The organism is Rhodanobacter sp. OR92 (assembly GCF_000427545.1).
GTDB classification, from domain to species: Bacteria; Pseudomonadota; Gammaproteobacteria; order Xanthomonadales; family Rhodanobacteraceae; genus Rhodanobacter; species Rhodanobacter denitrificans.
Genome location: NZ_ATYF01000006.1, coordinates 283,723 through 309,239, shown reverse-complemented (window position 1 = coordinate 309,239; position 25,517 = coordinate 283,723). Strand labels below are relative to the sequence as shown.

Annotated in this window: 13 protein-coding genes and 1 riboswitch; of the genes, 7 read left to right on the top strand and 6 right to left on the bottom strand. The window is 68.3% G+C overall.

The annotated features are described in order from the left end of the window. Positions 1-2 precede the first annotated feature (2 nt). A complete protein-coding gene (locus tag RHOOR92_RS0104335) occupies positions 3-1,034 on the top strand; it encodes an SIS domain-containing protein (RefSeq protein ID WP_015446447.1) in 1,032 nt (343 codons plus the stop codon). A gap of 100 nt (positions 1,035-1,134) precedes the next feature. Further along, on the top strand, positions 1,135-2,274 hold the full coding sequence (nagA, locus tag RHOOR92_RS0104330) for an N-acetylglucosamine-6-phosphate deacetylase (RefSeq protein ID WP_027489698.1): 1,140 nt from the start codon (positions 1,135-1,137) through the stop codon (positions 2,272-2,274). 56 nt (positions 2,275-2,330) lie between these two features. Here the strand turns inward: nagA and RHOOR92_RS0104325 are convergent, their stop codons facing one another. The 4 genes from RHOOR92_RS0104325 to RHOOR92_RS0104310 form a co-directional block, all read right to left on the bottom strand. Continuing rightward, positions 2,331-3,926, bottom strand: coding sequence for a sulfotransferase family protein (locus RHOOR92_RS0104325; RefSeq protein ID WP_037114906.1), 1,596 nt, complete (start codon positions 3,924-3,926; stop codon positions 2,331-2,333). 171 nt (positions 3,927-4,097) lie between these two features. After that, complete coding sequence (locus RHOOR92_RS0104320) at positions 4,098-5,723, bottom strand: sulfotransferase (protein WP_027489696.1); 1,626 nt, start codon at positions 5,721-5,723, stop codon at positions 4,098-4,100. Between the two features lie 76 nt (positions 5,724-5,799). After that, the gene (locus tag RHOOR92_RS0104315) at positions 5,800-7,422 is read right to left on the bottom strand and encodes a sulfotransferase (protein ID WP_037114858.1); all 1,623 of its coding nucleotides are present in this window, start codon (positions 7,420-7,422) and stop codon (positions 5,800-5,802) included. Between the two features lie 189 nt (positions 7,423-7,611). After that, entirely contained in the window at positions 7,612-10,647 is a 3,036-nt protein-coding gene (locus RHOOR92_RS0104310; protein ID WP_231378320.1) for a TonB-dependent receptor, read from the bottom strand. Positions 10,648-11,111: 464 nt separating this feature from the next. After that, a riboswitch (cobalamin riboswitch) is annotated at positions 11,112-11,343 on the top strand. Between the two features lie 130 nt (positions 11,344-11,473). Here RHOOR92_RS0104310 and btuB point away from each other — a divergent pair. The 3 genes from btuB (at position 11,474) to RHOOR92_RS0104295 (ending at position 19,986) form a co-directional block, all read left to right on the top strand. After that, positions 11,474-13,321 carry a TonB-dependent vitamin B12 receptor gene (gene btuB, locus RHOOR92_RS0104305; RefSeq protein ID WP_027489693.1) on the top strand — a complete coding sequence of 616 codons (1,848 nt, stop codon included), beginning with the start codon at positions 11,474-11,476 and terminating at the stop codon, positions 13,319-13,321. Between the two features lie 173 nt (positions 13,322-13,494). Continuing rightward, the gene (locus tag RHOOR92_RS0104300) at positions 13,495-16,671 is read left to right on the top strand and encodes an efflux RND transporter permease subunit (RefSeq protein ID WP_027489692.1); all 3,177 of its coding nucleotides are present in this window, start codon (positions 13,495-13,497) and stop codon (positions 16,669-16,671) included. Between the two features lie 144 nt (positions 16,672-16,815). Then, positions 16,816-19,986 carry an efflux RND transporter permease subunit gene (locus tag RHOOR92_RS0104295; protein ID WP_027489691.1) on the top strand — a complete coding sequence of 1,057 codons (3,171 nt, stop codon included), beginning with the start codon at positions 16,816-16,818 and terminating at the stop codon, positions 19,984-19,986. Between the two features lie 58 nt (positions 19,987-20,044). Here RHOOR92_RS0104295 and RHOOR92_RS0104290 read toward each other — a convergent pair whose 3' ends face one another. Continuing rightward, positions 20,045-21,334 (bottom strand): MFS transporter, encoded by a 1,290-nt coding sequence (locus RHOOR92_RS0104290; RefSeq protein WP_027489690.1) that lies wholly within the window; start codon positions 21,332-21,334, stop codon positions 20,045-20,047. Between the two features lie 87 nt (positions 21,335-21,421). Then, the gene (locus RHOOR92_RS0104285) at positions 21,422-22,378 is read right to left on the bottom strand and encodes a hypothetical protein (protein WP_027489689.1); all 957 of its coding nucleotides are present in this window, start codon (positions 22,376-22,378) and stop codon (positions 21,422-21,424) included. Positions 22,379-22,543: 165 nt separating this feature from the next. Between RHOOR92_RS0104285 and RHOOR92_RS0104280 the strand changes: the two genes are divergently transcribed. Together RHOOR92_RS0104280 and RHOOR92_RS0104275 are read left to right on the top strand one after the other, a co-directional pair. Continuing rightward, complete coding sequence (locus tag RHOOR92_RS0104280) at positions 22,544-23,923, top strand: pitrilysin family protein (RefSeq protein ID WP_027485467.1); 1,380 nt, start codon at positions 22,544-22,546, stop codon at positions 23,921-23,923. Then, positions 23,920-25,392 carry a pitrilysin family protein gene (locus RHOOR92_RS0104275; RefSeq protein WP_027489688.1) on the top strand — a complete coding sequence of 491 codons (1,473 nt, stop codon included), beginning with the start codon at positions 23,920-23,922 and terminating at the stop codon, positions 25,390-25,392. The genes RHOOR92_RS0104280 and RHOOR92_RS0104275 overlap by 4 nt, the downstream gene beginning before the upstream one ends. Positions 25,393-25,517: the final 125 nt, after the last annotated feature.

The following is a 25,517-nucleotide window of genomic DNA, read 5'->3' as shown; positions in this document are numbered from 1 at the left end:
CCATGGACGCCCGCGACACCCTGATGTACCAGGAGGCGCACGAGTCGGCCGATGTAGTCGCGCGCCAGTTCGCCGCCAACGAGGCGGTGGTCGGCGCGCTGGCGCAGTCGCTGCGTGCGCAGCCGCCGCGTTTCATCGTCACCTGTGCACGCGGCAGCTCCGACCATGCCGCGGCGTATGCGAAGTACGTGTTCGAGACCCAGCTCGGCATCGTCACCGCGTCGGCGTCGCCGTCGGTGACCTCGGTTTACGCGGCCGAGCAGCAGTGGCAGGGCGCGCTGTTCATCGCGATCTCGCAGTCGGGCAAGAGCCCCGACCTGCTGCGCAATGCGCAGGCGGCGAAGCTCGCCGGCGCGCGCGTGGTGGCGCTGGTGAACGTGGAGGATTCGCCGCTGGCGGCGCTGGCCGACACGGTGATCCCGCTGCACGCCGGGCCGGAGCGCAGCGTGGCGGCGACCAAGAGCTATCTTGCCGCGCTGGCCGCGGTGCTGCACCTGTGTGCGCGCTGGCGCGGCGACGGGGAACTGGGCGCCGCACTGCGCGCCTTGCCGGATGCGCTGCGCGCCGGCTGGGACGCCGACTGGTCGGCGCTGGTCGACGGCCTGGCCGCTGCGCACAACCTGTTCGTGGTCGGTCGCGGCTACGGCCTCGGCATCGCGCTGGAGGCGGCGCTGAAGTTCAAGGAAACCTGCGGCCTGCACGCCGAGGCGTTCAGCGCGGCCGAGGTGAGGCACGGCCCGATGGCGCTGGTCGGCCCCGACTTCCCGGTGCTGTGCTTCGCCCAGGACGACGACACGCTGGACAGCACGCTGGCGGTGGCGCGCGAGTTCCGCGGCCGCGGCGCGCAGGTGTTCGTGGCCGCGCCCGGCGTGCACGGTGCCGGCACGCTGGCGGTGGCCGGCGGCCTGCCGGCGCTGTGCACGCCGCTGCTGGTCATCCAGAGTTTCTACCGCGCCGCCAGCGCACTGGCGCTGCGCCGTGGCTTCAACCCCGACGTGCCGCCGCATCTCAACAAGGTCACCGAGACGGTCTGACCATGCAGGAGCGCACCCTGTGCGCGGTGCTCTTCGTTACGTTGCACAAAAGCAGCGTGCACAAGGTGCGCGCCTACACGTCGGCCTGTGAGTATTCGCCATGATCCAATCGCTTGCCAATGCCCGCGTACTCACCCCCGACGGCTGGCGCGACGACCTCGTCGTGCTGCTGGAGGGCGAGCGCATCGCCGACCTGCTGCCGCCATCCGATCCGCGCGTGCGTGATGCGCAACAGCACGATCTTGGCGGCGCGATGCTGGTGCCCGGCTTCATCGACGTGCAGGTCAATGGCGGCGGTGGCGTGCTGTTCAACGAGGCGCCCACGGTGGAAACATTGCGTCGGATCGGCGCCGCGCATCGGCGCTTCGGCACCACCGGCTTCCTGCCGACCCTGATCAGCGACCGCGTGGAGGTGATGCGCGCAGCGCTGGCCGCGGTGGAGCAGGCGCTGGCCGAAGGCGTGCCGGGCGTGCTCGGCATCCATCTGGAAGGCCCCTACCTGGCGCCGGCGCGCAAGGGCGTGCACGACGCAAAGTATTTCCACGCGCCGAACCGCGACGAGTTGGCGCTGCTGTGCGCACCGCACCGCGGCGTGCGTCTGCTCACGCTGGCGCCGGACCAGGTGCCGACGGCCAGCATCGGTGCGCTGGTTGACGCCGGGGTGATCGTCTGCGCCGGACATACCGCAGCCGACTACGCCACCACCCGTGCCGCGCTCGCGGCCGGCGTGCGCGGCTTCACCCACCTGTTCAACGCGATGACCCCGTTCGGCAGCCGCGAGCCCGGCGTGGTCGGCGCCGCGCTGGAGGATGCCGACAGCTGGTGCGGCATCATCGTCGACGGCCACCACGTGCACCCGGCCAGCCTGCGCGTGGCGCTCGCCGCCAAGCCGCGCGGCAAGCTGCTGCTGGTCACCGACGCGATGCCGCCGGTCGGTGCGGATCGTCCCGACTACGTGCTGAATGGCGAAACGATCATCGTGAAAGACGGCATCTGCCAGACCGCGCAAGGCGTGCTGGCCGGCTCCGCGCTGGACATGGCCAGCGCCGTGCGCAACGGCGTGGAAATGCTCGGCCTGCCGCTGGACGAGGCCGTGCGCATGGCCAGCAGCTACGCGGCCGATTTCCTCGGGCTCGGCGCCAGCCATGGCCGCATTGCGGCGGGCTGCCGCGCCGACCTGGTGGCGCTGGATGACGACTACCGCGTGCGGTGGCGCTGGGTTGGCGGCGTGGGAGAGTGAGGCCGGAGCGTTCGCGCGTGCCGGAACGATGATTGCCTCGCCATGCGCGAGCACGCTCAACCCACGCCAACCCCCTGTTCGGCGAGGGCCAGCCGCAGCGGTTCGAGTTGTTTGGCGTAGCGGCGCCACTGGCCCAGGTTGCGGGAATGCACCGGCTCGCGCACCTGCACGCTGCTTGGCGTGGCCACCGGGGCCGGGTTGCGCTCGGGATGCAGGCAGGCTTCTTCCATCGCCAGCCCGCAATGGTGCAGCACGCGGCGCATGGTCGCCTCGGGCTCGTTCACCAGGGCGGCATAGGAAACCTCGAGCATGGCCCCGGGCATGCTGGCCCGCCAGTGGTTCGTCAGGCGTACATACTGGCCGTAGTAATGGGCGAGCGCCTGCTGGTCGTAGCAGTAGGGCGAAGCCTTGCCGAACATGACCTTCAGGTTGGAATAGCACACGTCCATCGGCTCACGCGCCAGGTGCAGGATGGGCGCACGGGGCAGCGCCCGGCGTATGAACGGCAGCATCCGCACGTTGATCGGCAACTTGTCGATGTAGAAGCGATGCCCGTGGGCACGCCATTGGGTCTGCTGCAGGTAGCGCGCGCCGAGTTCCGCAAAATCCATCCCCGCGCTGCGCTCGATGGCCTTCTGCATGCCTTGCGCGCTTCGTGGCGCAACATCGGCCATCCAGTGAAGCTGGTGCTGGAAGTCCGGGATCTCCCCGGCGGAAATCACCTGCGAATGACTGGACAGCATCTGGTCCAGCAGGGTCGATCCCGATCGGGGCATGCCGACGATGAAGATCGGCATGGGGCCGGCAAACTCCGCCGCGGCGTCGGTTACTGCCGCCGCGAGGGACTCCGGAATGCCGACCAGTGCGTCGGTCAGTGCCGCTTCGGCCTGCGCATCGTAGGGGTTGATGTCGTGCATGAGGGCATTGCTGCGTGCCAGTGCCGACCACGCCTCGTCGTGGCGCCCGCAGTCGTCGTGCACCTTGAAGATCGCGGATTCGAACTCGGCGCGGGCGAACTTGTCGCGCGCATCGGTGCTTGCTGCGGAGATTCGTCCGAGCGATTCCCGGAAAAGCTCCAGATGGTTGGCTTCCGGTGTCTGCCGGCGCAGGTTCGCCAGGATCACCGCGGCATCGCCGTAGCGCGGCCAGCGTCGCAGACAGGCCAGCAGCACCGCCTCGGCTTCGGCAAGCCTGCCCAGGAACTGGTACAGCATGGCATCCAGGTAATACTCGCTGCTCGTCTCGACGCCAAGGGCCACGGCCCGATCCATCAGCGCCCGCGCCACCGGGATCTCGCCGAGTGCCCAGCGCAGGTGGGCCTGCTCGCTGAGCACTTCCGCCGGCGGGTTTGGCGCGCGTGCCAGGTGCGCGAGACAGGCGCGCGCACCCTGGATCTCGCCGTTCGTGGACAGACGCCATGCCAGTTGCGCGATCAGGCTGGCGTCGTTTGGCAGCAACGGGATGGCCTGCAGCAGATGCCGGGTTGCGGCACGCATCCTGCCCCGACGGAGAATCACGTCGGCCAGTGCCATGTGGATGGACACGTCGTGCGGCTCGTGCTGCGCGAGCGACTCGAGTGCGGCCTGCGCCGCATCCCATTGCCCGGCATCCATGGCTTGCTGGGCCTGGCGGCGAAGACGGTCAGCTGTCATCGGGATGTCCACGATGGGGATGGGGAGCGGGTAATCGCGCACGTCTTGGCTCGACCAATGCAGCAAGGCATGGCCTGTCGGGCGGCAGCCTGGACGACGCTGCCGCGCCCCATGGAAACCCGCCAGGGCCGGCGGTGCCGGGCATGCCTGCCACCTGCGTACAAGGCGGGCTCACGCAAGGCCATGGATCTGACGCGGCGCTCGCTCGAGCGCGAGTCGCAAGGGTTCCAGCGGTCCTGCATAACGCTGCCACTCGCCGAGGGTGCGCTGATGGATCGGTTCGCGCACCTGGGCGCTGCTTGGCGTAGCCACCGGGGCCATGTTGCGTTCGGGATGCAGGCAGCCCTCTTCGACCGCCAGTCCGCAGTGCTCCAGCACCCGGCGCAGGGTCGCTGCCGGCTCGCTGACCAGTGACGCGTAGGGAACGTCGAGCATCGCCCCGGGCATGCGCGTGTGCCAGTGATTGGTCAGTCGCACGTACTGTCCGTGGTAGTGGGCCAGCGTCTGCATGTCGTAGCTGTAGGCGGAGGCGGGGCCGAGCATGGCCTTGAAGTTGGAGAAGCACACGCCCATCGGTTCGCGGACCATGTGCAGGATCGGCGCATGCGGCAGCGCGCGGCTTATGAGATGCACCATGCGGACGTTGATCGGCAACTTGTCGATGTAGAACCGGCGCCCCTGCGCACGCCATTGCGTCTGCTGCAGGTAGCGGGCGCCCAGTTCCGCGAAGTCGATGCCCACGCTGCGCCGCTGTGCGGTCAGCATGCCTTGAACGCCACCCGGGGGAACGTCCGTCATCCAGCGCAGCTGTCGGCGGAAGTCGTTGATCTCGCCGGCCGAAACCACTTGCGAGTGGCTGGAGAGCATGCGGTCGAGCAGGGTCGTGCCGGATCGGGGCAGGCCGACGATGAAGATCGGCATGGCGTCGCCGGGGGGCGGGGCCGGCCTGGCGGGCTTCACCGCGAGGGCCTCGGATGCGTGGATGATCGCATCGGTCACGGCCGTCTCGCCTGCCGCGTCGTAGGGGTGCAGCGCGTGCATGATGGCATTGCTGCGCGCCAGCGCCTGCCATGCCTCGTCCGGGCAGCCGAGGTCGTCCAGCTCCTTGAAAAGCGCCGACTCGAATCCGGCACGGCTGGCCAGGATTCCCGCGGCATTGCTGTCTTGCGGCATCCGCCGAAGCCGCTCGCGCAACAACCCGAGGTCGTTGGCTTCCGGCGTTTGCCTGCGCACGTTCGCCAGCGCCACCGCCGCGTCGCCGAAATCCGGCCATCGCCGCAAGCACGTTTCAAGCATGCCGCGGGCCTGGGCGATGTTCCCGGTGAACTGCGACAGCATCGCGTGCAGGTAGCAGGCATCGGGTGTTTCGACCCCCGCTGCGCTTGCGCACTCCATCAGGGCCATCGCCGCGGGTATCTCACCCAGCATCCAGCGCAATTGCGCCTGCTCGGCCAGCAGCGGAGCCGGTGGATCGGGTGCCCGCTCGAGGCGGTCGAGACAGCTCCGTGCGGCGACGATTTCGCCATGGAAGTACAGCCGCCGTATCGTCTGCACGAGCAGGGGAACGTTGCCGGCGGGAAGCCGGGCGATCTGCAGGAGCTGGCGGGTCGACGCCTGCAACTGGCCGCGCCCGAGCAGCAGGTTGGCCAGTTCCATGCGGGCGGGGGCATCGTCGGGCACTCGCTCGAGCAGCGTTTCCAGGGTGATCTGCGCGGCGTCCGTCAGGCCGGCGTCCAGGTACTGTCTGGCGCGGCGGCGGAGGCGGCTTTCCGCGGCGGAGATGTCATCGGCGGTCATCGGGAGTGGCGGCCCTGGCGGGGTGGCGGCAGCGCTTCCGCACCGTGGCGCCGGTCGGCGGTGCGGGCGGGCGTCGTCACGATGGCTGCGCCTGGCCGGGAAACTCGTCCAGCGCCTGGCGCAGCGGTTGCAGTTGCGCGGCGTAGTTCTTCCAGTGGTCGAGGCTGCGGGTATGGATGGCCTCGCGCACCTGGCCGCTGCTCGGCGTGGCCACCGGCGAGGTATTGAGCTCCGGCTGCAGGCAGCCTTCCTCCAGTGCCAGCCCGCAATGCTCGAGCACGCCTCGCAAGGTGTTCCCGGGATCGCGCACCAGGGCGGCGTAGGGAACGTCGAGCATGGCGTGCGGAAGCCGGGCATGCCAGTGCCGGGTCAGGCGCGCATATTGCCCGTGGTAATGGGCCAGCGCCGGCAGGTCGTAGCTGTACGGCGAGACGTTGCCGAACATCGCCTTGAAGTTGGAGAAGCAGGTGTCGATCGGATCGCGCACCAGGTGCAGGATCGGCGCCCGCGGCAAGGCCCGACGGATGAACGCGACCATCCGGAAGTTGGCGGGCAGCTTGTCGATGTAGTACGTGCGCCCCTGGGCGCGCCACTGCGTCTGCCGCAGGTAGCGTGCGCCCAGCCCGGCGTAATCGATATCCGCACTGCGCCGGATGACTTCCAGCAGTTCGCGCGACCCGGCCGGAGCCACGTCGGTGACCCAGTGCAGTTGGCGCCAGAAGTCGATGATCTCGCCAGCGGAGGCGATCTGCGAATGGCGGGACAGCATCCGATCGAGCAGGGTCGTGCCCGAGCGCGGCATGCCGACGATGAAGATGGGCGTGGGGCCCTCGAACGCTGAGGCCGACGTCGCCTGGGACCTGTCGTCCGGCGTGGGCATGCCCATCAGCGCGTCGGTGACGGCGGCCTCGGCGTCGGCGTCGTACGGATTGAGCTCGTGCATGATGGCGTTGCACCGCGCCAGCGCGGGCCACGCCTCTGCGTAGCGCTGGAGATCGTCCAGTATCTTGAATTGCGCGTACTCGAACTCGGCACGGACGAACCGCGCGGCGGGATCCGGGTCGTCGGCGGGAAGGCGGCGCAGCTGCGCCTGCACGTGGCCCAGCGGATGGCTTTCCGGCCGCTGCCTGCGCAGGTTCACCAGCGCCATCACCGCGTCGCCGAATTGCGGCCAGCGCTCCAGGCAGCCTTCCAGTACGGTGCTGGCGCGGTCGATGTCGCCGCTGAACTGAAGCAGCATGGCGTACAGATGCAGTTCGCCTGGCGCATCGGCGCCGGCCGCGAGGGCTTTCTCGATCAGCGTCTTCGCCGCGGCGATCTCGCCGAGGCCGAAGCGCAGATGTGCCTGCGCGACCAGCAGCTCAGGGGGCGGGGCGGGGGCCCGGGCGAGGAGATCGAGGCAGCTGCGGGCGGCAGGAACTTCGCCAAAGGCGATCAGGCGTTTCGCCACGCCGACGATCAGCGGGCCATTCCGTGGCAGCCGGGCCGCGACCCGCAGCATCTGTGCGCTCGCTTCACGCAACCGGCCGCGCCTGAACAGGACATCGGCCAGCTCGACCATTACCGCAGCGTCGTGCGGCAGCTGTCGGGCAAGCGACTCCAGGACAGCCTGCGCAGCGCCCCATTGTCGGCCGTCGATGTGCTGCCGGGCGAGCATGCGCAGGCGGTTTTCCGCCGTGCCGGTGTCCTGAGGATTCATTCGGGCATAGTAACTTCAGGGGCGGGAAAACGTGCGCTCCACCGCGGTGTTCCACGTGCCTTGCCGAGGTCGCGCCCGCGCTGGCCGGGTCCCGCCGGATCGTCGTGGACGCGCGCCGCCGTGGCCACCTCAAAGAAAAAGCCACCGGCCGGAGCCGGTGGCTTTCAAGACGCGAATCAGCTCGTACGATCAGTAGTCGTAGGTTACCGACAGGCGAACCGTGCGCGGCGGCTGGAAGAAGATGCCGTCGCCGTAGCTGTTGTTGATGTTGAGGGTATTGGTGGTCCGGTTGTACGAGCTGTTGCCGGCCGGATCGGTCTGCACGGCCCTCTGCTGGTCCAGCGCGTTGAAGATGTCCAGATTGATCCCGAGCTTGTTGTCGGCAAACGCCGGCGCGTAGTGGATGCCGAGGTTGAGCTGCTCGGTCCACGGCGTATGGCCGAGGGTACCCGCCGGGTAGCGCACGCCATTGCACCAGTGATAGTTGCCGCTGCCGTAGTTGTTGTAACCGGACGGATCGCCCGGCTTGCCCGGGCCATAGTAGGCCTTGCCCGAACCACCCACGCCGTAGTAACCGAGGCACTCCTTCGGATAGCCGGACTGCGCCAGCAGCGTCGCGGACACCAGCCACTCCGGGGTGATCTGGTAGGCGCCGCGGATGCGCAGCTGGTGCTTGCGGACGTTGGCGAGCTCGCCGTTCGCGCCGTCCATGAGCTGCCAGGAATCCCAGTCTTCGGTCTTGGACACGTCGGCCTGGCCGAAGTCGGAGCGCACCTGGCCCTCGGTGTTGCCGAAGCCGCGGGTGTAGGTGTAGTCCACGCGCGCCTGCCACTTGCCGTCGAACGGATGCTCCAGGTACAGGTTCAGCGAGCCGGTCTTGCGCTTCACGCCCTGCTGGTAACCCCAATCCTTCTGGCTCATCGTGACGAGAAGGTCGGGATGGGTGCTGTCGCTCGACTTCACCAGAATGTCGTTGGTCAGGCCCGGGTTGATCAGGCGGCAGTAGCTGGCACCGTACAGTGAATCGTAGTAGGCGCCGCCCAATGCGGCCGGGTCCACGCCTTGGGCCACCATCTTGTTGCCGATCCGGCCCGGCGAGCACTCGTCGTCGATGGCGGTCTTCAGGTCGCGCCACATCGCCTTGGCGCCGTAGGTCCAGCTGTCGTTGAGCTTCTTGTCGAAACCGACGATGAACTCATCCAGGTACTCGGCCTTCAGGTTGCGCGCGGTGACCTGCTGCGGGTCCTTGGGCAGACCCTTCTCGCCATCCGGCGAAGTCGTCGCCGGGTCGTCCAGCGTCGCCAGGCCGGTCGGGATGCCGTTGGCGTCGATGCCGGTGTAGCTGTAGTTGGTGGTGAGGAAGGTCGAGATGTTTGCCGCGCGTTCGGCCGCATTATCCGGCAGCGCAAGGTAGTAGCGACCCGCGTTGCCGTAGATCTTGAACGAGGAGTCGCCGTTCACGTCCCAGCTGGCGCCGATGCGCGGTTCCCACTGGTTCTTCTCGTCGACGAACGCCTTGCCCACATCGTTGTAGTTGGTGAAGTGGTCATTGCGCACGCCGATGTCCAGCAGCAGGTTCGGCAGCACCTGCCAGCTGTCCTGCAGGTAGTAGGCCTTCTGGGTCATCGTCATGCTGGTCTGCCAGCCGATCTCGCGCTTCTGCACGACGCCGCCGGTGAGGTAGCGCCAGTAGTAGTTGATCGACGGGTTGAACGGGTTCTGCTGGTTCGGGCCCTGGTTGCGGGCCTTGTAGGTCATGTTGTCGATGCCGACGGCAAGGTCGTGGTCACCCAGCCGGTAATCGAAGTCGACGCGCAAACCATGGGTACCGTTGGTTGCGTTGTTCGCGGACCAGCTGGTGTTGGTCTGGTTGTTGGTGATGCCGTTCGGCCCCGTGCCCGGCGGCAGGTAGGCCGGGTTCTGGTTGTAGGGGCGGGAAATGAACGGCAGCGGGCTGGTGTTGCCATAGATCGTCGGGTTCTGGAAATTCGCCTTGCCGTACAGGATGCTCAGCGTGGCCGCGTCGGTGATGTAGCTGGTGAAATGGCCAAGGTAGAACTGGGCGTTATCCTTGGTCACGTCGTTGTTGGCGACGAAGGCACCCGACTTCAGCGTGTTGTAATCGAACGCGTAGGTGGTTCCGGCGCCGTTGCGGGAACGGTTGTTCAGCGCGGTCAGCTCGAGGATGTTGCTGTCGGTGATATTCCAGTCCAACTTGCCGTAGAACTTGGTGTCCTTGTCGTTGTTGTACTGCACCTTCTGGTTGGACGCGATTTCCACGTTGTTGGACTGCGTCTCGGAGGTCTCGGCCGCCAGGAACATGAACAGCTTGTCCTGAATCAGCGGGCCACCGACGTAAGCGGAGTAGATCGTCTGCCACTGCTTGTTGTCGTTGCGGTACTGGTGCAGCGTGCCCGCCAGGGCCGGGTTTTCCAGCGCGTAGTTGACCTGGCTGGTCGACGCCGGGACGGTCGGGTGGCCGTAATAGTTGTTGACCGGGGTCCCTTCGAGGAACCTCGGCTCCCAGGCCACCTGAGCGCCGAAATGCCACTCGTTGGTGCCGCGCCTGCCGAGCTGGTTGATCACGCCACCGTCGGAGCGGCCGTACTTGGCGTTGTAGCCGCCGGTGAGCGTTTCCTGCTGGTCGATCGCGCCGTAGGGCAGCTGGAAGCCGCCCAGGTTCTTGTACGGCTCGCCGGTGTTGTAGCCGTTCACGTAGTACGCATTTTCAGTCACGCTCGAGCCGCCGAACGAGACCAGCGAGTGCCCGCCCGGGCCGTTGAAGAAGTTGCTGCCACTGGTGGTGCCTGGCGCCAGCAGGGCGATGGACTCCGCGTTGCGGCTGACCGGCAGCTTGCGCAGGTCGGCGGCGGTGATGACCGTGCTGGAACTCACGCTGGAGACGTCGATGGCCGGCAGCGCATTGGCCGAGACGGTGACCGCGCTCAGCGAGGTCGTTTCGGCGCTGAAGGTGACGGCCGTGCCGGCGCCGGGCGCCAGGGACACCTTGCGCGAGTCGACGACCGCGCCATCCTTCTTCAGCGAGACCGTATAGGTACCCACCGGCACGTTGCTGATCTGGAAACGCCCGGAGCTATCGACAGCAACCTCGCGCGTCAGGCCCGAAGCGTTGGTGGCGCTGACGGTTTCGCCCGCGGCCGCCGGAGCCTGGCCGAAGATCGAGCCCGTGGTGGACTGGGCCATGGCGACGCCGCCGAGACTCATGCTCAGGGCTACGGCCAGAGCGGTGTGGCGCCACCTCGGATTATGTATTTTGTTGTGCCTGCTCATTGGTAATGATTTCCCCAGAGTGAAAGGCCCATGAGGGCCGGGTGATGCAACGCAATTGATTCATCCCAAAACAGCAGGCCGGGCATATGTCGTCGACTGCCGCCAAGTGGCCAGCCAAACCTGCCAAGGCCCGTAGCCATGCCGTTTGGGCGACCTGCCTTCTGAACATAAGGCGATGTAAATACTGCAGTCAACAAAATCTTTATGATTAATCGCCAATTAGCAAGAAGTTACGTTTCGCTATTATTTTTCCGAAAGAATCTACGGTTATCGTTTCTCGATTTCAGCTATTTGCCGGTGCGTCGCGAAGCTGTAGATGGGTACCGGAACAATCGGGTGCGGCAGGGCGGACCAGCCGTTAACGCGGCGATCCGATTGCATGTGCTCCCCGGTCGGCGCTAGAGTCGCGCCGTTCAGGTGTCCCGACGGCGCATGGCCGGAGGGATGAAACGGGAAGCCGGTGCGTGGTGTGCGAACACACTGCAAGGCCGGCGCTGCCCCCGCAACGGTAAGCGAGATCACCGGCGGCGAACGCCACTGTGCATGGCACGGGAAGGCGCCGCTCGGGGCATGCAGGTCACCGCATGCCACTCGCCAGCCCGGAGACCGGCCCGAACGCTTCCTGGTGGCTCGCGGTGGGCGAGGCCGAACCACGTGTCGGTCGTTGCCGCCTGCCCGTCGTTCCGTCTTCCTCCCTCGCTTGCCGCCAGCTCATTGAACCCATGAGCCGTGCGCGGGTGCACGGCGTAGAGGAACGAACATGAAGAAGACCCTGCTGGCCGCGGCACTGCTCGGCGGTACGCTGGCCGCCCACGCGGCCGACCAGAACGCGGCGTCGGCGCTGGCGCCGGTGATCGTCACCGCCACGCGCACCGCGATTACCGCCGACGAGGCGCTGTCGTCGGTGACGGTGATCACCCGCGCCGACATCGAGCGGCTGCAGCCGTTGTCGGTGCCGGACCTGCTGGCCGGGCTGCCCGGGCTGAGCTTCGCCAACAGCGGCGGCTACGGCCAGCAGACCTCGCTGTTCCTGCGCGGTACCAACTCCACCCACACCCTGCTGCTGGTCGACGGCGTGCGGGTGGCCTCGGTCAGCGCCGGGCTGGCGGCGTTCGAGCAGATTCCGGTGGAGCAGATCGAGCGCATCGAGGTGGTGCGCGGCCCGCGTTCCAGCCTGTACGGCGCCGACGCGATCGGCGGGGTGATCCAGATCTTCACCCGGCGTGGTACGCCGGGCGGCGGCCTGCAACCCTCGTTCAGCGTGACCACCGGCAGCAACCGCCTGCTGCGCGGCCAGGCTGGACTGTCCGGCGGCGATGGGCACGCCTGGTACAACCTCGGCGTCGGCGCCCAGTACACCCGTGGCATCAACGCGTGCCGCATCGGCGCGGCCGAAGCGTTCGCCGGCTGCTTCACCGACGAGCCGGACCGCGACGCCTTCCGCAACAAGAACCTCAGCGCCAGTGGCGGCTATCGCTGGGACAATGGCGCCGAGCTCACCGGCACCTGGCTGCGCAGCCTCGGCGAGATCCATTTCGACGGCAGCTACCAGAACCGCAGCCGCACCCTGCAGCAGGTTGCCGGCAGCAGCTTCAGCTTCAATCCGCTCCCGGCGTGGAAGACCACGCTGAGCGTGGGCCAGAACCTGGACCGCTACGACAACTACGAGAACCGGGACTTCGTCGGCTACATCTACTCGCGGCGCAACCAGGCGGCGTGGCAGAACGACCTCAGCATGGCCGACAACCAGCTGCTGACCTTGGGTGTCGACTGGCAGGGCGAGCACATCGACAGCGACACCGGCTTCCTCGCCAGCCGCCGCAACAACACCGGCGGCTACGTGCAGTACCAGGGCACGTTCGGCCGCCACCAGGTGCAGCTGTCGGCGCGGCGCGACCACAACGGCCAGTTCGGCGACCACAACACCGGCGCCGCGGCGTGGGGCTACCACTTCGATCATGGCCTGCGCCTGTCGGCCAGCTACGGCAGCGCGTTCCATGCGCCGACCTTCAACGACCTGTACTACCCGTACGGCAGCGGCAACCCGCAGCTGAAGCCGGAGCAATCGCGCAGCGCCGAACTGGGCCTGAGCCAGCAGCAGGATGCGTGGAACTGGGCGCTGAACGCCTACCAGACCCGCATCGACCAGCTGATCGCGCTGGACGCCAACTACTTCCCGTCCAACATCAGCAAGGCGCGCATCCGCGGCGTGGAAGGCCAGCTCGGCGCGACCCTCGCCGGCTGGCAGCTGCAGGGCTACCTGACCTGGCTGCAGCCGCGCAACGACGACGGCGGCGCCAACGACGGCAAGTGGCTGCCGCGCCGGCCCGGGCGCACCGCGCGACTGGACCTGGACCGGCGCTATGGTGCGTTCGGCGTGGGCGCCAGCGTCAACGCGGCCGGACGCAGCTACGACGACGCGGCCAACCGCCACCCGCTGGGCGGCTACGCCACCACCGACCTGCGCGCCAGCTGGCACTTTGCGCCGGACTGGCAGCTCGAAGCGCGGCTGGCCAATGTGTTCGACCGCCACTACGAGACCGTGTGGTACTTCAACCAGGCCGGCCGCGGTGCGTTCCTGACCTTGCGCTACAGCCCGGCGCGCTGACCCCGCCGCGACGCCGGCAGGAGCCCGGTGGCGGGTTCCTGCCGGCGGGTGGACTTCAGGCACATGCGCCAGGAGCGCGGCAGCTGGCATAAAGCGGGCATGAATGGAACTCTCGTCATGCCGCGGGTCGTGTTGCTGGCCCTCACGCCACGCCGCTGCGCCAGGGAGGCTGTCTGAATATCTTCGCACCGCTGGTCCGCCGCCCGGTCGGCACCTCGTTGCTCGCGATCGGCCTGATGCTGGGCGGCTTGTGGGCGTACCTGCTGCTCGGCGTGGCGGCGTTCCCGTCGATCGAGTTTCCCGGCGTGGCGGTGTTCGCGCAGATGCCCGGCGCCAGCGCGCAGACCATGGCCTCCACCGTGGTCGCGCCGCTGGAACGCCATCTCGGGCGCATCCCCGGGGTGCGCATGATGGCCTCCAGCGCCAGCGAGGGCGGCGCGCAGATCCAGGTCATCTTCAACATGGACCGCGGCGCCGACAAGGCTGCGCGCGACGTGCAGGCGGCGATCAACGCGGCCGCGCCGGACCTGCCGCCCGGGCTGCCCAGCCCGCCCGGCTACGTCAAGTTCGACACCTCGCAGATTCCGGTACTGCTGGTCTCGCTGACCTCCTCCAGCCTGCCGCCGGACCAGCTGTACGATCTCGCCGACACCTTGCTGAAGCCGGCGGTGGCGCAGATCGCCGGCGTGGCCCAGGTGCAGGTGGGCGGCGGCACGCCGCATGCGGTGCGCATCGTGCTGGACACCCGCGCGCTGGTGGGCATGGGCGTCACCGCCAACGACGTGGCCAATGCGCTGCGCGCGGCCAACGTCAGCTCGCCGCAGGGCACGCTCAGCAACGGCGTCACGCGCATGACGGTGAGCGCCAGCGACGCGCTGCACACGGTGCCGGACTTCGCCGCGCTGGTGGTCGCCAGCCGCAACGGCGTGCCGGTGCGCCTGGCCGACGTGGCGACGATCAGCGGCGGCCAGGAAAACAAGTACGCCGCGGCGTGGTTCAACGGCCAGCGTGCGGTGGTGATGCAGATCAACAAGCGGCCGGAGGCGAACGCGGTGGCCACCGTGCAAGCGGTCCGCGCACGCCTGCCCGAGCTGCGTGGCCTGCTGCCGGCCGACGCCACCATCACCCCGATCTTCGACTTCACCCCGACCACGCTGTCGGCGCTGCACGAGGTGCAGGTAGCGCTGCTGATGGGCATCGTGATGGTGGCGCTGGTGATGCTGGTGTTCCTGCGCCGGCTGCGGCCCACCGTGATCGCGATGCTCAGCGTGCCGCTGTCGCTGGCCGGCGCGTTCGTGGCGATGTGGATGCTCGGCTTCACCCTGAACATCTTCTCGCTGGTGGCGCTGGTGCTGTGCGTGGGCTTCGTGGTGGACGACGCGATCGTGGTGATCGAGAACATCGTGCGTCACATGGAACGCGGCGAGCCGCCACTGCAGGCGGCGCTCAAGGGCGTGCGCGAGATCGGTTTCACCGTGCTCTCGATCACGCTGTCGCTGATCGCCGTGTTCGGGCCGATGGTGTTCGGCAACAACATGTTCACCATGCTGATGCGCGAGTTCTCGGTGACCCTGATCGCCACCATCGTGATCTCCGCACTGGTCTCGCTCACGCTGACCCCGGCGTTGTGCGGCGCCTGGCTGGCGCACGAGCCCTCCGGCGCGCGCACAGCGGGGCGGCTGGAGCGGCTGGCCGAGCGTTTCGACAGCGGCATGCTGCGCATCTACGAGCGCGCGCTGGACTGGGCGATGCGGCACCGCCGGATCATGCGCTGGCAGCCGATCATCCTGCTGGTGCTTACCATCGGCCTGGCGGTGGTGGTGGTGATGACCGCCGGCGGCGGCCTGATGCCGAAGGAGGACACCGGCCTGCTGCAGGCGAGCATCACCGCCGACGCCAACGTCTCGCCGCTGCTGCTGTCCCGGCGCACGCAGGAGGTGGCGGCGAAGGTCAAGGCCGACCCGGCGGTGCGCGACGTCTCTGCCTTCCTCGGCGGCAACAACGGCGGCGGCGCGGTCGGCAACCAGGCCAGCCTGTTCGTCGACCTGAAGCCGCCGGGCGACCGGCCCGGCGACCGCCACGTCAGCTCCCAGGCGGTGGTCGACCGGCTGGACAAGGTCTTCAAGAACGTGCCGGACCTGGACGTGTCGCTCTCGGTCAACCAGTTCATCGGCGGTGGCGGCGGCGCGGGCGGCGGCCGGGGGCAGTATGCGTTCCAGCTCGACAGCGTGGACGGCGTGCCGCTGCAGCAGCCCACGCTGAAGCTGGCGCGGGTGATGCGCGGCATGAAACAGTTCCGCAACGTCAGCACCAGCTTCGACAGCATCGGCAAGCAGCAGATGCTGCAGGTGGACCGCAACGCCGCCGCGCGGCTGCACGTGAGCGTGGCCCAGGTCGACACGGCGCTGGCCAACGCGTTCGGGCAGACCCCGGTTTCCACCATCTATTCGGACATCAACCAGTACCGCGTGGTGATCACCGCCGAGAGTGCCGAGTCGCTGAGCCCGGCCACCCTGCTCAATACCTACGTGCGCAACACGCAGGGAAAGATGATTCCGCTGTCCGCGCTGGCACAGATCCGGCCGCACATCGCGCCGGTCAGCATCAGCCACTTCGACCAGCTCGAATCGGCCGCGATCAATTACAACCTGGCCAAGGGCGTCACCCAGGCCGAGGGCCTGAAGCTGGTGGAGCAGGCGATGTTCGCCGCGCAGCTGCCGCCCGGTGTGCACAAGAAGTACAGCGGCGACAACAAGAACCTGGTCGACGCGATGAACAACGCGCTGATCATGCTGCTGGCGGTGATCCTGGTGATGTACGTGGTGCTCGGCATCCTGTACGAGAGCCTGATCCACCCGCTGACCATCCTTTCCACCCTGCCGGCCGCCGGCATGGGCGCGTTCCTGGCGATGCTGGTGACGCATACCCAGCTGACCCTGATGTCGGTGATCGCGGTGCTGATGCTGATCGGCATCGTCAAGAAGAACGCGATCCTGATGGTCGACTTTGCGCTGGTCGCCGAGCGCGACCACGGCATGTCGCCGCCGGAGGCGATCCGCGAGGCGGCGCTGGTGCGCTTCCGCCCGATCACCATGACCACCCTGGTGGCGATGGGCGCGGCGCTGCCGCTGGCGGTCGGTTTCGGCTACGGCTCGGAGATGCGCCAGCCGCTCGGCATCGCCATCCTCGGCGGCCTGTTCGTGTCGCAGCTGCTGACCTTGCTGAGCACCCCGGCGATCTACCTGTGGCAACACGACCACCGCGAGCGCAAGGCGGCGCGGCGGCAGCTGCGCGCCGAGATCCGGCGCCAGCGCCTGGTGCAGCAGCAGATGCCGGCCTTGCCGAAATAGCCGCCACTACCCCTGCCTTCCGGCAGGGTGTGGACTTCAGGCACATACGCCGCGGGGCGCCGAAAGGCATAAAGTGGGCATGCACGGACTGCCCACCCCTTCCCCGACCTCCCCACGCCCGCCGCGCGCGCGGGCGGAAGCGCCATGAACATCTTCGCCCCGTTGATCCGCCGACCGGTCGGCACCTCGCTGCTCGCGCTCGGCCTGATGCTGGCCGGGCTGTGGGCGTACCTGCTGCTCGGCGTGGCGGCGCTGCCGTCGCTGGATTTCCCCGGCGTGTACGTGGTGGCCAGCCAGCCCGGCGCCAGCGCGCAGACCATGGCCAACACCGTGCTGGCGCCGCTGGAGCGGCACCTGGGGCGCATTCCCGGCGTCGACGAGATGTACGGCAACGCCAGCGAGGGCCAGGCCTCGGTGATGGTGCGCTTCACCTTCGACCGCACCGCAGACAGCGCCGCGCGCGACGTGCAGGCGGCGATCAACGCGGCCGCGGTCGACCTGCCCAGCGGCATGCCGTCGCCACCGCAGTACTTCAAGTTCGACACCGCGCAGATCCCGATCCTGTTCCTCACGCTGACCTCGACCGGGCTGCCGCAGGACCAGCTGTTCGACCTGGCCGACACCATGCTGAAGCCGGCGGTGGCGCAGATCGACGGCGTGGCCCAGGTGCAGGTGTTCGGCGGCACCCCGCATGCGGTGCGCATCGAGCTGGACAACGGTGCGCTGGCGGCCAAGGGCCTCACCACCAACGACGTGGCCAACGCGCTGCGCGCGGCCAACGTCACCTCGCCGCAGGGCACGCTGAGCGACGGCCGCACGCAGATGACGGTGAGCGCCAGCGACAGCCTGCAGACGCCGACCGAGTTCGCCCGCCTGCTGATCTCGGCGAAGAACGGCACGCCGGTGCGGCTGTCCGACGTGGCGAAGGTCTACAGCGGCCAGCAGGACGAGTACCAGGCGGCCTGGTTCAACGACGCGCGCGCGGTCGGCCTGCAGATCAGCAAGCGGCCGGAGGCGAATGCAGTGGCCACGGTGGAGGCGATCCGCGCGCGATTGCCGCAGCTGCGCGCTTCGCTGCCGCAGAACGTGACGATGACGCCGGTGTTCGACCTCACCCAGACCACCAAGTCGGCGCTGCACGAGGTGCAGGTGGCGCTGCTGATCTCGATTGCGATGGTGGTGCTGGTGATGCTGGTGTTCCTGCGCCGGCTGCGGCCCACGCTGATCGCCACGCTGAGCGTGCCGCTGTCGCTGGCCGGCGCGTTCGTGGTGATGTGGGCGCTGGGCTACACGCTCAACACGCTGTCGTTGGTGGCGCTGGTGCTGTGCATCGGCTTCGTGGTGGACGACGCGATCGTGGTGATCGAGAACATCGTGCGCCACATGGAGCGCGGCGAGCCGCCGATGCAGGCCGCGCTCACCGGCGTGCGCGAGATCGGCTTCACGGTGATCTCGATCACCTTGTCGCTGGTGGCGGTGTTCGCGCCGCTCCTGTTCGGCAACAACATGCTGATCATGCTGCTGCGCGAGTTCTCGGTGACGCTGACCGCGGCGGTGGTGATCTCGGCGCTGGTCTCGCTCACGCTGACCCCGGCGCTGTGCGCGTGGATGCTGACCCACGAGCCGGAGCGCAGCAGGCCGCCCGGGCGGATCGAGCAGGCGGTGGAGAACTTCGACCGCAAGCTGCTGCACGTCTACCAGCGTGCGCTGGACTGGGCGATGCACCATCGCCGGATCATGCGCTGGCAGCCGCTCACGCTGCTGGTGCTGACCTTCGTGCTCGGTTTCGCGGTGGCCAAGACCGCCGGCGGCACCTTCATGCCCGACGAGGACACCGGCCAGCTGCAGGTGGACATCAGCGCCGACGCCAACATCTCGCCGGCCGAACTGACCGCGCGTGCGCTGGCGGTGGCCAAGATCATGCAGGCCGACCCCGCCGTGCTCGACCAGCTCACCATGCTCGGCCGCGACGGTGGCGGTGGCGGCGCGGTGGGCAACAACGCGCAGATGTTCGTCGACCTCAAGCCGCGCGGCAGCGGGCCGGGCCAGCGCCGCGAAGGCATCAAGCAGGTGGTCGAGCGGCTGTCCAAGCAGTACGACAAGCTGGCCAACGTGAAGGTCTCGGTCAGCGCCGCGCAGTTCCTCGGCGGCGGCGGCAGCGGCGACAAGGGCGGCCAATACGAATTCCAGCTGGTCAGCAGCAACGGCGGCGACCTGCAGCCGTGGACGCTGAAGATGGTGCGGCAGCTGCGCGGCATGCAGCAGTTCCGCGACGTCAGCAGCAGCTTCGACCAGGTCGGCAAGCAGCAGCTGCTGCGGATCGACCGCGAGGCGGCCGCTCGCCTGCACGTGGGCGTCGGCACCATCGACTCGGCGCTGTACAACGCGTTCGGCCAGCGCCAGGTCTCGCAGATCTATTCCGACATCAACCAGTACGCGGTGGTGCTCAGCACCGGCGCGGCCGAGCGGGTGAGCCCGGAGTCGCTGCTGGACGTGCGCGTGCGCAACGAGCAGGGGCGGATGATTCCGCTGTCGGCGCTGGCGACGATCGAGCCGAACATGAGTCCGCTGCGCGTGCGCCACCACAACCAGCTGGAGGCGGCCACGATCAGCTACAACCTGGCCAAGGACGTCACCCAGGACGTCGGCGTGAAGCTGGTCGAGCAGGCCGCCTACGCCGCGCGCCTGCCGGCCGGCATGCGGGTGGATTTCACCGGCGCCAACCAGCGCCTGAAGCAGGCCCAGTCCAACGGCATGGTGCTGCTGCTCGGCTCGATCCTGGCGATGTACATCGTGCTGGGCATCCTCTATGAAAGCCTTGGCCATCCGCTGACCATCCTGTCCACCCTGCCGGCGGCCGGCGCCGGTGCGTTCCTGGCGATGCTGGTGACGCAGACGCAGATCTCGATGATGGCGATCATCGCGATCCTGATGCTGATCGGCATCGTCAAGAAGAACGCGATCCTGATGGTCGACTTCGCGCTGGTCGCCGAACGCGAGCGGGGATTGCCCGCACCCGAGGCGATCCGCGAGGCGGCACTGGTGCGCTTTCGCCCGATCACCATGACCACCCTGGTGGCGATGGGCGCGGCGCTGCCGCTGGCGATCGGCTTCGGCATCGGCTCGGAAATGCGCCAGCCGCTCGGCATCGCCATCGTCGGCGGTTTGCTGGTGTCGCAGTTGCTGACCCTGCTGAGCACGCCGGCGATCTACCTGTGGAATTACGACCGCAAGATCCGCAAGGCGGCGCGCAGGGAGCGCAAGGCGGAGAAGAAACGCTTGAAGACGTTGGGCAAGGTGCAGACGGCGTCCTGACCCGGCGCCGCCACGGAACGTCAACTCGCTCCCGTCGCCCGGCGCCGCGCCGGGGATTTCATGCCGGCGCCGCCCCGGGCCGCGCCGCGCCGATGCTGCGCAGCGCCGGGCTGGTCATGCAGGCGAGGGCGATCGCGCTCAGTGTCAGTCCCGCCGCGGTGAACAAGGTCGCCAGTGAGACCACCTTCAACAGGCTGCCGGCGATCGCGGCCGCCAGCGGGCCCAGCCCCATGAAGGCGAACATCAGCACGCTCATGGTACGGCCCATCATCTCCGGGGCCACGCGGTGCTGGATCCAGCTGATGATGGCAATCTGCGCGATACCGGCGAGCACGCCGGTGCAGGCCAGCAGCATGGCACCGGCGAAGGTCGAGTGCACCAGCGCCAGCGTGGCTAGCGCCAGCCCGGCGAGGCTGTCGATGCCCAGCACCATCAGGCCGAGCCGGCCGCGTACCAGCTTCGCCGCGACGCCGGAGAGGACGCTGCCCAGCAGCATGCCGCCACCGTTGGCGGTCATCAGGATGCCCAGCGACGCAGCACCCAGGTCCAGCCGGGTATCGGCCAGCACCGGCAGGCCGACCTGGATCGGGCCACCCACGAACACCGATACCACGGCGGCATAGAGGATGAATGCGCGCAGCGGCAGGTCGGCCCAGATGTTGCGGATGCCGCTGGCGACGTTCGCCAGCACGCTGCCGACTGGGGCCTTCGGGTGGTGGTCGCTGTGGATGCGGATCAGCAGCAGCGAGCCGAGCGAGAACAGGAAGCTCACCGCATCGATGCCGAACGCGAGTCCGAGCCCGGCGGCATCGGCCACACCGTTGCCGTGGCTACCGTGCACGCCGACGCTGATCAGCAGGCCGGCGATCGCCGGGCCGACGATCATGCTCAGCTGGCGCGTGCCCATGAACAGCGCGTTGGCCGGCTGCAGCTGCTGCGGCGGGATCAGCTGCGGCAGGATCGCCGAACCCGCCGGGTAGGCAAACGCAGTGGACAGGCCGATGCCCAGCGCGAGAGCGTAGACCGTCCACATCTGGATCGCCCCGGCCAGCACCAGCACGGCGAGCAGGCTGACCAGCAGCGCGTTGACCGCGCGCGCGCCGAGCAGCACCCGCCGCGGCGACATGCGATCCACCACCGCACCACCGATCAGCATGAACAGCGCCCGCGGCAGCGCCATCGCGGCCAGCACCAGGCCGAGCGCGGCCGGGTCGCCGGTGAGTTTCAGCACCAGCCACGGCAACGCCACCAGGGTGAACTGGTCGCCGATCGCCGAGATCGTGCTGCCGCCGAACAGCAAAGTGAAGTTGTGGTTGGCGAACAGCGATGATCGAGCTGTTGTAGGCATCGAACGTCCCTCGATGATGGATTGGCAGTGCGCCGGCGCAGCGCAGCGGCAGGCCTGGCGTGCGTTTTCGCGGATCGTACAGGGCAATCAATCGTGGAAGTGGTGGCGCTGGGCATGCCACCAGCGACCCCAGAACACGCCGATCACTACGGAAATGCCGCCGAACACGACTGCCGGCACGCGCGCATCGCCGAGGTCGGTGCGTACGAGCGGGCTGACGATCGAGTAGACCGTGCTTGCCGCCAGCAGCACGAAGCCCGACCACCAGGCGAACAGCATGCGTCGATAGATGCCAAGGGCGACGCCGAGCATCGCGATGGAGCCCGCCCCGGCGACCATGCGCAGCGTATCGTTCGCATAGTGTGTGATCACGGCTCCGTCAGGGCCGCCGCGATAGATCTGGATGCCGCTGATCGCCGACATGATGCCCAGGAGCCCGAACAGGGTGAACAGCCCGGTCAGCGTGTAGATGAATACGGGTGTCTTGCCACTCGCCGCCTGGCCGGCAAGGCCTGCACCCTGGCCCGGCGTGGCGGTGTCCGGCAGTACTTGCAGAGCGGTGCGCATGACATGGGTGAGCCAGGCGGCGTCGTTCCGTGAAAACCATTGACCCAGCGCCGTCAGCCCGACGCCGAAGCCCATCATCCCGACGGCCGCCAGCGGGAACATGGCGGCTTTCGGCGATGCCACGGCGGCCGCCGAGCCGGCCACCGCGAACAATGCAAGCATGCCAAGCCAGAACGCCATGAACACCTTCACCAATAGCATCATGGTGAAACGGCCGCGCAGCACCACCTTGCCCTGCCGTTGCTCGAACCTGCCGATGAAGAACGGCTTGAACGAGTTGCCGACCATCGGAATGACCCGCTGCAACGACACGCGGTTTTCCTTCACCGTGCCAGCCGCGCATTCCTGCGTGGCGAACGGAAACGACCACCGGCGCGTCGCGGCTCGCAGTCGCTCCACGGATTCGTTCATGCCGAACGCGCTCACGAATTCGACGGGCTCGGAACCCGTCCAGACGTTCTTGATCCAGCGGAACATGCCACCCCCTCACGACAGGCTCGCGTTTGCCCATCATCGCAGATCGCCCGGTTCGCCATGAAGTCGAGCGGTATCCGGGCATGCCTGCGCGGACAGGCGGCACGTCACGAGCATGGCTCGGCACGACTTGCTAAGGTTGAGCCCTTTCCACCAAAGGGACCGCCCATGCATCTGCGTCCGGCTGCCTTGCTCGCCCCGCTCGTCCTGCTGACCGCGCTGGCTTCGCCGCCGCTGCTCGCGGCCGAACTGGCCATTCCGCCGATCCAGTACCACCAGCGCACCTTGCCGAACGGCTTGCAGGTGCTCAGCGTGGAGGATCACGCCAGCCCGAACGTGGCGGTGCAGGTGTGGTACCACGTCGGCTCGAAGGACGACCCGCAGGGGCGCTCCGGCTTCGCGCATCTGTTCGAGCACCTGATGTTCAAGAGCACCAAGCACATGCACGCCGAGCAGTTCGACCGGCTCACCGAGGACGTCGGCGGCGCCAACAACGCGTCCACCGGCGACGACGTCACCAACTACTTCGAGGTGGTGCCGAGCAACCACCTGCAGACCCTGCTGTGGGCCGAGGCCGAGCGGCTGTCCAACCTCAACGTGGACGAGGCGAATTTCAAGTCCGAGCGCGCGGTGGTGGAGGAGGAATACCGCCAGAGCGTGCTGGCCAACCCGTACGGCAAGCTGTTCAACGCGATCGACCCGCACTCGTACACCGTGCATCCGTACAAGCGCCCCACCATCGGCAGCATCGAGGACCTGGAGGCGGCCTCGCTGCCGGACGTGATCGCGTTCCACCAGACCTTCTACCGACCGGACAACGCCACCCTGATCGTCGCCGGCGACTTCGACCCGAAGCAGCTCGACGCCTGGGTCGACCAGTATTTCGGCTGGATCCCGAAACCGGCCGCGCCGATCCCGCAGGTCACCGCGCAGGAACCGAAGCGCAAGAAGAACCTGCGCTACACCGTCACCAGCGAAACCGCGCCGCTGCCCGCGGTGGCGCTCACCTGGCTGCTGCCGCCGGCGTCCGACACGGCCGACCGCATCCCGCTGCAGGTCGCCGCCGCGCTGCTTTCGCAGGGCGATTCCTCGCGGTTGTACCAGTCGCTGGTGTATCGCCACCAGGTTGCCCAGCGGGTCGGTGCCGATGCCGACGGCCGGGTCGGCCCGGGCCTGTTCACCGCCTACGCGATCCTCGCCAGCGGCCACCAGCCGGCCGAGGCGGAGAAGCTGCTGCACGAGGAGATCATCTGGCTGGCGACCCAGCCGATTCCCGCCGCCGAGCTGGACAAGGTGAAGACCCAGCTGCTGACCAGCGAGTTGAAGCAGCGGCAGACCGCGCAGGGCCTGGCCTTCGCGCTGGGCCAGGCGACGCTGATCGACGGCAATCCGGAACACGTCAACACCGACCTGGCCGCGCTGCAGAAAGTCAGCGAGCAGGACGTGCACCGCGTGCTGCAGAAATACGTCACCGGCGCCCACAGCGTCACTATCGACTACCTGCCGCAGCCCGCCGGGGCGGCGACGACCTCGGGAGCAGCGAAATGAGCCGCCGCAAGAACGCCTGTCGTCTGGCCGTCTTTACGGCCATCGCGATCGCCGCCGGCAACGTGGCGGCCGCCGAGTTTCCCGCCACGCCGCCTGCGCCGGGCCCCGCGCCGCAGCTGACCGTGCCGACACCGTCGACGCAAACCCTGGCGAACGGCCTGCAGGTGGTCAGCGTGCACCGCGCCGGCCTGCCGCTGGTCACCGCGCAGCTGGTGTTGCGCAGCGGCGGCGAGATGGACCCGCCGGCGCTGGCCGGCCTGGCCGACCTCACCGCGAGCCTGCTGACCAAGGGCGCCGCCGGCCAGAGCGCGCCGCAGATCGCCGCCGCCGCCGAGGCGTTGGGCGGTTCGCTGGATGCCGATGCCGGCTGGGACGAAAGTGCGGTCGGCATCACCGTGACTACGCCGAAGTTGCCGCAGGCGCTGGGCCTGCTCGCCGAAGTGGTGCGCCAGCCGGATTTCAGCGCGGCCGAGCTGAAACGGGCGCAGGCGCAGGCGATCGACGACCTGCGCCTGCTGCTGAGCCGGCCTACCGCGCTGGCCTCGCTGGCGGCCAGCCGTGGCGTGTTCGGCGATGGCGCCTACGGCCATTCGCGCGGCGGCACGCCGGCCTCGATCGCGCGGATCGGCCGCGCCGACGTGCAGCGACTGCACGCGGCGCTGTACCGGCCGGACAATGCGATCCTGATCCTCGCCGGCGACATCACCCCGGCGCAGGCGCAACAGCTGGCGCAGGCCAGCTTCGGCGATTGGCCGAAGCCGGCCACGCCGCTGCCTGCGCGCGCGGCAGGCAAGGCCGCCAGCCGCGTGCCGGCGATCGTGCTGATCGACCAGCGCGGCGCCGGGCAGGCCGGCGTGGTGGCGGCACATGCGGCGCCGTCGCGCGGCGATGACGGCTACTACGTAGGCACGCTCGCCAACGCGGTGCTCGGCGGCTCGTACTCGGCGCGCCTGAACGAGGAGATCCGCATCAAGCGCGGCCTGTCCTATGGCGCCAACAGCCGGCTGCAGCCGTTGCGCGACGCCGGCCTGTGGCTGGCCTCGGCGCAGACCAAGAACCCGTCCGCGGCGCAGGTGGTCGAATTGATGCTGGGCGAGTTCAGGCGGCTGGGCGACACGCGGGTTTCCGCCGACGAGCTGGCCGCGCGCAAGGCCACCCTGATCGGCGGCTACGGCCGCAGCCTGGAAACCACCACCGGGCTGGCCGAACAGGTCGGCGAGCTGGCCGTGTATGGCGTGCCGCTGGACCAGATCGGCCGGTACGTCGCCAAGGTGCAGGCGGTGACGCCGAAGCAGATCGAGAAGTACGCGGACAAGCATCTGAATGCCGGCGCCAGCACGGTGGTGGTGGTCGGCGACGCCGCGCAGTTCGCCGCGGACGTCCGCAAGGCGCATCCGGAGGCCGCGCTGCTGGAATCGACCGCGCTGGACCTGGACAGCCCGACCCTGCAGCCGGTGGTCGGCAAGTAGTTTTTCTCCAGCGCGGGCGGCACCCGAACCCCGGCCATCGTGCCGGGGTTTTTACATCGCGCGGGCAACAATCCGTTGCCGAAATCGCACCAAAGGAAAGCTGCGCCGGGCGTCGGCCATTTGTA

Bases quoted from the DNA above. Each gene is read 5' to 3' on its own strand.
- RHOOR92_RS0104290 (WP_027489690.1), bottom strand. From the start codon at position 21,334: ATGCCTACAACAGCTCGATCATCGCTGTTCGCCAACCACAACTTCACT.
- RHOOR92_RS0104325 (WP_037114906.1), bottom strand. From the start codon at position 3,926: ATGACAGCTGACCGTCTTCGCCGCCAGGCCCAGCAAGCCATGGATGCC.
- RHOOR92_RS0104280 (WP_027485467.1), top strand. From the start codon at position 22,544: ATGCATCTGCGTCCGGCTGCCTTGCTCGCCCCGCTCGTCCTGCTGACC.
- RHOOR92_RS0104310 (WP_231378320.1), bottom strand. From the start codon at position 10,647: ATGAGTCTCGGCGGCGTCGCCATGGCCCAGTCCACCACGGGCTCGATC.
- RHOOR92_RS0104295 (WP_027489691.1), top strand. From the start codon at position 16,816: ATGAACATCTTCGCCCCGTTGATCCGCCGACCGGTCGGCACCTCGCTG.
- RHOOR92_RS0104320 (WP_027489696.1), bottom strand. From the start codon at position 5,723: ATGACCGCCGATGACATCTCCGCCGCGGAAAGCCGCCTCCGCCGCCGC.
- RHOOR92_RS0104315 (WP_037114858.1), bottom strand. From the start codon at position 7,422: ATGAATCCTCAGGACACCGGCACGGCGGAAAACCGCCTGCGCATGCTC.
- RHOOR92_RS0104285 (WP_027489689.1), bottom strand. From the start codon at position 22,378: ATGTTCCGCTGGATCAAGAACGTCTGGACGGGTTCCGAGCCCGTCGAA.
- btuB (WP_027489693.1), top strand. From the start codon at position 11,474: ATGAAGAAGACCCTGCTGGCCGCGGCACTGCTCGGCGGTACGCTGGCC.
- RHOOR92_RS0104335 (WP_015446447.1), top strand. From the start codon at position 3: ATGGACGCCCGCGACACCCTGATGTACCAGGAGGCGCACGAGTCGGCC.
- nagA (WP_027489698.1), top strand. From the start codon at position 1,135: ATGATCCAATCGCTTGCCAATGCCCGCGTACTCACCCCCGACGGCTGG.
- RHOOR92_RS0104275 (WP_027489688.1), top strand. From the start codon at position 23,920: ATGAGCCGCCGCAAGAACGCCTGTCGTCTGGCCGTCTTTACGGCCATC.